This is a genomic window from Mycobacterium sp., from assembly GCF_049281135.1.
GTDB lineage: Bacteria > Actinomycetota > Actinomycetes > Mycobacteriales > Mycobacteriaceae > Mycobacterium.
In genome coordinates this window covers 1-5,260 of the sequence record NZ_JBAPRN010000451.1, presented here as the reverse complement: position 1 = coordinate 5,260, position 5,260 = coordinate 1, and the positions used below count along the sequence as shown (strand labels likewise).

Here is a 5,260-nt window from a genome sequence, read left to right as displayed (position 1 = left end):
GCCCGCTCCCGGCGCCCCGGGCGGACAACCCGCCGCGCCGCAGTCGGCACCCCCCGCCTGACCGGGCCGTCCCGGCCCGCATCGTCACCGACTCTGGTCCGACTGTCCGGCTCGCCACGTCGCCATTGCGCAGCTGGAGGTACCCCCACACCGGGCCGTCCCGGCCCGCATCGAAACCGAACTACACTCGGCGATGATGTCCGATCCGACTGCAGACGTTCGCGCCGCGCTGGCCAAGGTTATTGATCCCGAACTGCGCCGCCCCATCACCGAACTCGGGATGGTCAAAGGTATCGAGGTAGGCCCTGGCGGCGACGTGCACGTCGAGATCTTCCTGACCACCTCCGCGTGCCCCAAGAAGACCGAAATCAGCGACCGCGTTCGCCAAGCCGTTGCCGACGTGCCGGGCACCGGCGCGGTGAAGGTCAGCCTGGACGTGATGAACGACGAGCAGCGCACCGAACTGCGAAAGCAGTTGCGCGGCGACGCCCGCGAGCCCGTCATCCCGTTCGCCCAGTCCGGATCGTTGACCCGGGTGTACGCCGTCGCCTCTGGGAAGGGCGGCGTGGGTAAGTCGACGGTGACGGTCAACCTGGCCGTGGCGATGGCCGCCCGCGGGGTGTCGGTCGGGGTGCTCGACGCCGACATCCACGGCCACTCGATCCCGCGCATGATGGGGACCACCGACCGGCCTACCCAGGTGGAGTCGATGATCCTGCCGCCGATCGCGCACGAGGTGAAGGTCATCTCCATCGCCCAATTCACCGACGGCAACACGCCCGTCGTGTGGCGTGGGCCGATGCTGCACCGGGCCCTGCAACAGTTTCTGGCTGACGTGTACTGGGGCGACCTGGACGTGCTGCTGCTCGACCTGCCGCCGGGTACCGGCGACATCGCGATCTCGATCGCTCAGCTGATCCCGAACGCCGAAATCATCGTGGTGACAACGCCTCAGCTGGCCGCGGCCGAGGTCGCCGAACGCGCCGGCAGCATCGCACTGCAGACCCGCCAGCGGGTCGTCGGCGTGGTGGAGAACATGTCCGGGTTGCTACTGCCGGACGGCTCGACCATGCAGGTGTTCGGCGAAGGCGGCGGCGCCCAGGTGGCCGAGCGGCTGACCCGCGCAATGGGTGTGGACGTGCCGCTGCTCGGTCAGATCCCACTGGACCCTGCGCTGGTTGCGGCCGGTGATGCCGGGCTCCCGGTGGTGCTCAGCGCCCCCGACTCCCCGGCCGGCAAGGAGCTACGCAGCGTCGCGGACACCCTGTCGGCGCGGCGACGCGGATTGGCCGGTATGTCACTGGGACTGGATACCAGTCGACGCTGAGCGCCGTCCCGCTTGTCGGCCGAGATTGAAACCTCTACGACAGCGTGCGGCGAGTCGTCGCAGCTGGTTAAGTGTCGCGCCCGCAGCGGGCCACAATTCAGGTGGCGTCGGTGTCGAACGGCGCCGGCCCGGCCGCGGTCTGCTCCGTAACCGGCTGAGCCACAATCTTTTCCGGTGTGCTGATCGTCGGCTGATCGAAGTTGCCGGTGAACAACGAGTCGTCGCCGTCCAACAGGTGCTTGGTCAGCGCAGCCCGCGGCGTCATGCCGCGTAGCTTGTTCAGCTCGGACAGCGGCTCGCGCAGATCGTCGAACTCGGGGCCCATGTCCTCACGCAGTTGGGTCGTCATTCCGCTGAGGTAGTCGCGGGCTTGACGCAGGGCGGAGGACGTCCACCGGATAGCACCGGGCAACCGCTCAGGGCCCAGGACCACCAGCCCGACCACCATGAGGACCAGGATTTCGCCCCAGCCGACGTTGGCGAACATTAGCCGCCGTCCGGCCCAGGGGTCACGGTGAGCGTGACGTGACGACCGTCACGGACCACCTCGACGGGCGCGGGCTGCCCGACGGTCAATTGCCGCACCGCGACCACGAACTCGTCAGCGTCGGCCACGCCGCGATTGCCGACCTTGACCACCACGTCGTTCTCCAGGATGCCGCCCTTTTCGGCGGGGCCGCCGGCCTTGACGTTGGCGACCTGTGCGCCCTGCGCGATCGCGTTGCTCACCGACCGCGCGCTCAGACCCAATGTCGGGTGCACGATCTTGCCGTCCTTGATCAGCGTCTGCGCAACGATTTTCGCCTCGTTGACCGGGATCGCGAAGCCCAGCCCGCTGGCGCTGTCGGACAGCGACTTGCCGGCGGTGTTGATGCCGATGACGTGTGAGTCCATGTCGATCAGCGGTCCACCGGAGTTTCCGTGGTTGATCGAGGCGTCGGTCTGGATCGCGTCGATCACGGTGTCGGTGTCAGAGCCCTCCCCCGACAACGGGATCGGGCGGTGCAGCGCGCTGATGATGCCGTGCGTAACGGTGCTGCGCAGACCCAGCGGCGCACCGGCGGCCAGCACCTCGTCGCCGACGCGAACCTTGTCGGAGTCACCGAGCTTGGCGACCGACAGGTTGTTGACGTTGTCCACCTTGAGCACGGCCAAGTCGGTCCTCGGGTCGCGACCGACCAGGTTGGCGGGCACTTCCTTGCCGTCGTTGAACACCACGGTGGTCTTGAACTGGCTCGGGTTGTTGGCCGCCTCGGAGATGACGTGGTTGTTGGTGACGATGTAGCCGCGGCCGTCGACCACGAAGCCGGATCCCTGCATGCCCTCTTGATCGCTGACCGACTGAATAGTGACCACCGAATCGGCCACCGCGGCAGCCACTTTGGCGAACCGGCCAGCCGGTGATTCGCTGTTGCCGTTGGTCGACAGGTTCACCTTTGAGGTAGTGAACGCCCCGACGACCTCCGCGGTCTTGCGTCCCACCACGCCGCCGACCAAGCCGATCAGCAACGCCAGCACGGCAAGCACCGACAGCGCCAGGTACGACACCCGGCCGCCGAACAGCACGTCACGCACACCGAGCCGGCCCTGCGCGACGTCGGGCCCGTGGGCACCGCTGCGCGCTACCGCCGGCTCACCCAGAGCCGCGGCCGCACCGGGATCGCGCCACGGGTCCTCGGGGTCTTCGAATTCATCCTTTTTCTCGCTGTCCTCGAGCGCGCCCGCGTCGGCGGGGTGACGCTGCAGCGAATCGGCCCCGGGGAACGGACGACCGAAGGCCTCCGTAAGGACCGGGTCGGCGGGTTCGTCATGCGGGGTGAACTCCCCGGCGTCGCGATATTTCGTCGGCCGGACGCGTTCGGCGACGAAGGACCCCTGCACGCCGTCGGGACGACTGAAGGCCTGACGCGAGGCGGCGTCGACCGGCGGACGGGACACAGGTCGCGGCGCCAGCCGAGGGGCGCCGTTGTTGTCTTGATCGGAGCTCACGTCATCCTCTTCCGAGCGCTTAGCAAACGCGCGCTATGAAGTCGAGCACGGCGCCGCGCACCGGCTTGGCCAAACTGGTAACCACCCTACCGAGGCTCTGGGCGATCCCGCCCGCTGCCGTCGGCAAATCGATCGCGCATCGTGCGCGGCCTACCGCGTTCCGGCGGTGAGCCAGCGCTGCCCCGCGGGCGGGGCGGGCCAGGGTTTCCCCGTGCGCGGGGAGTCTCCCATTGGCCGCCCTGCTGACCGCCCGCATCGTCGTCGGGCGGGCAGTGCGGAATCTGCGACAGCAATCCGAGCAGCGTGCTGGGCACTCTGATCGGGTTGGAGTCGCGCAGCGCCTCGCGAGCGTGACGGTGACCGTCGACTTCGGCGGCGCATTCCGGGCAGAGCGAGATGTGATGGGCCGCGCGCAGGTGAGCGTTCATTCGCAGCTCACCGTCGACAAAGGCAGAAATGGCCTCGATCGACAGATGCTCGGTCGAGCCGAATTGCCGTGGAGCACCGACCGGCGCATCGTTTTGCGAGGCGAATTGGGCGGGGAGCCAGGAGAACGCTCGGCGGAAGACATGTCCCCGCTCGACCATCACCAACTCCTCTCGGCTTCACGTCGTGTTTTCGCGGCACTACTTCGAATGTAGCGCGCTGACCGATGCCGAACAGCAATGAACAGCCGATCAGGTGGGTTGTGTCTTAGCCCTCAGCGGCAACGGCGCTGTCTGAGTGCGCCGCCAGATAGTCCCGCAACGCTTGCCGTCCACGGTGGATCCGGCTGCGCACGGTCCCGAGCTTCACGCCGAGCGTGGCGCCGATCTCCTCGTAGGACAGTCCCTCGATGTCACACAGGACCACCGCCGCGCGGAACTCCGGCGGCAGCGAATCCAGCGCCGCCTGCAGGTCAGGACCCAGGTGCGCGTCATGGTAGATCTCTTCGGGGTTGGGCTCGTCGGCCGGCACCCGGTCGTAGTCTTCGGGCAGCGCTTCCATCCGGACGCGGCCGCGACGACGCACCATGTCCAAGAAGAGGTTGGTGGTGATGCGGTGCAGCCAGCCCTCGAAGGTCCCCGGCTGGTAGTTCTGCACCGACCGGAAAACCCGGATAAATGTTTCCTGGGTCAGGTCCTCGGCATCGTGCTGGTTACCGGAGAGGCGATAAGCCAGTCGGTAGACCCGGTCGGCGTGTTGACGCACCAGCTCATCCCAGGACGGCATGGCCGTCTTGTCTCCGGTCGCGTCGAAGACCGCGGTGCCGTAGGGCTCCTCAGCGGGCTCGACCCAATCAGCGTCGCGGTACTGCTCGGGGTGCGACATGCTGGACGGGCTCAGAAGTGTGGTTATGTTCAGATCCTCCGGGCTCAGATTACCGTCAATGCTCGGCAATTCATCACCGCGGGCAACGCGAAGATGGCGGGATGTATTCCCGGACCAGCGGCCTCCACGCTCCATGGGAGATACCGTCGTCTATCGGCGTGTGTGCGGTATGTGATCGCACTGAGCTTTCACTGAGAATGACGCCGATACCCCCGTTGAGCTGGCCATATCGGCCACATTACGTTTCGATCACACCGATTCGGTGAGCGTGTCGCGGCACCGGCGACGGGCGCGCCTGCCCGCACGCGGCACAGGTTGGACTTACGCTCACGCCATGGCCACGACCGATCGCCCGCCGGGCCAGTCGGCGACGACGAGTCGGGCCGACTCGCTGTCGGCCCATGCCGAGGGATCGATCTCCGAGGATTCGGTGCTGCTGGCCGCCCGCGAGCGTGCCGCCGACATCGGCGCAGGCGCGGTAACGCCGGCGGTCGGAGCGCTGCTGAGCCTGCTGACCAAACTCAGCGGCGGAAAGGCCGTTGTCGAGGTCGGCACCGGCGCCGGTGTCAGCAGCCTGTGGTTGCTGTCGGGGATGAGCGACGACGGCGTGCTGACCACGATCGACATCGAGCC

The 5,260-nt window shown here is 67.4% G+C and carries 6 protein-coding genes; 2 read left to right on the top strand and 4 right to left on the bottom strand.

Features of this window, described 5'->3' with window-relative positions; genetic code table 11:
* The first annotated feature begins 169 nt into the window (after positions 1-169).
* Positions 170-1,327: an Mrp/NBP35 family ATP-binding protein gene (locus WAN02_RS18265; protein WP_422265658.1), complete on the top strand. Its 1,158-nt coding sequence runs from the start codon at positions 170-172 to the stop codon at positions 1,325-1,327.
* A 97-nt stretch (positions 1,328-1,424) separates the two neighbouring features.
* Here WAN02_RS18265 and tatB read toward each other — a convergent pair whose 3' ends face one another.
* From tatB to sigE, 4 genes are all read right to left on the bottom strand, one after another.
* Positions 1,425-1,814, bottom strand: coding sequence for a Sec-independent protein translocase protein TatB (gene tatB, locus WAN02_RS18260; RefSeq protein WP_422265657.1), 390 nt, complete (start codon positions 1,812-1,814; stop codon positions 1,425-1,427).
* Positions 1,814-3,316, bottom strand: coding sequence for a S1C family serine protease (locus tag WAN02_RS18255; protein ID WP_422265656.1), 1,503 nt, complete (start codon positions 3,314-3,316; stop codon positions 1,814-1,816). Before WAN02_RS18255 ends, tatB begins: the two co-directional genes overlap by 1 nt.
* 86 nt (positions 3,317-3,402) lie before the next feature.
* Complete coding sequence (gene rseA / locus WAN02_RS18250; protein ID WP_422265655.1) at positions 3,403-3,903, bottom strand: anti-sigma E factor RseA; 501 nt, start codon at positions 3,901-3,903, stop codon at positions 3,403-3,405.
* Between the two features lie 106 nt (positions 3,904-4,009).
* Positions 4,010-4,762 carry an RNA polymerase sigma factor SigE gene (gene sigE, locus WAN02_RS18245; RefSeq protein WP_422265654.1) on the bottom strand — a complete coding sequence of 251 codons (753 nt, stop codon included), beginning with the start codon at positions 4,760-4,762 and terminating at the stop codon, positions 4,010-4,012.
* 199 nt (positions 4,763-4,961) lie between these two features.
* Between sigE and WAN02_RS18240 the strand changes: the two genes are divergently transcribed.
* Positions 4,962-5,260, top strand: a 299-nt coding sequence (locus WAN02_RS18240; protein WP_422265653.1) for an O-methyltransferase, incomplete at its 3' end; no start/stop codon positions are given.